The sequence below is a fragment of the Vibrio sp. A37 genome, from assembly GCF_059777565.1.
Genome location: NZ_JBLNLI010000063.1, coordinates 1 through 847, shown reverse-complemented (window position 1 = coordinate 847; position 847 = coordinate 1). Strand labels below are relative to the sequence as shown.

Here is an 847-nt window from a genome sequence, read left to right as displayed (position 1 = left end):
GGCCGTTGCACCTTCAGAATTTATCTGGGCTGGCCTCATTTTATCGGTCGTCAGCACCAGTGGCTCATAACCGGACAACTGCGTGCGCCAGTAATCGAGCTCTCGCGCCAATACCTCTCCGGTAAGATAATCGCGTTGCCACTCAGCATAATCACCATAAGATATCGATAACTCAGGTAGCCTTGGCTCTCGGTGTTCACTCAGCGCCTGATACCCCTCCGACAACTCTTTTAGGAAGATTTCCTGTGACCAACCGTCGAACGCAATGTGATGAAACATTAATAACAAGTACCGCTCATCCTGATAAGCATAGCGACACACTCTTAACGGACATTCTTCACTGAGATAAAAGGGACGCTGAATATCTTCTTGCACTAAACCTGACAGTTCATCCTTATTTCTTGCACTACGACAGGGATAAGACAGCGGTGACGCTTGCCATAAAGTATAACCCTCACCTTCCTCATCACTATGATAGGTACTGCGCAACACGGCGTGACGCTGGGTTATCATCGTCAAGACTTCAAACAGTCGGCCTTCATCGGCCTCTGCAGTCAACGTCACCAACTGAGGCATATGATAAGTCGCACTGCCCTGTTGGTATTGCTCAATAAACCACAAACGCTGCTGAGCAAACGATAAGGCATAACGCTGTTGGTTCCGTGCGGGGATCACCCTCAGTTCATCACGCAACTGACCCACCAAACTTGCTATCGTTGGATGAGCATATAACGCCGGCAACGCCAACTCTTTCATCATCGCCTGACGGATCCGAGCCATCAAACGAATAGCGACAATAGAATCCCCACCGATGCGGAAGAAGTTATCTTCTATCCCCACTCGCTCA

General features: G+C 49.2%; 1 protein-coding gene. It reads right to left on the bottom strand.

All coding sequences use genetic code 11. From position 1 onward, the window contains the following. Positions 1-847 (bottom strand): condensation domain-containing protein (locus ACM2FC_RS23510; RefSeq protein ID WP_498483456.1); only part of this gene is annotated, 847 nt, incomplete at both ends.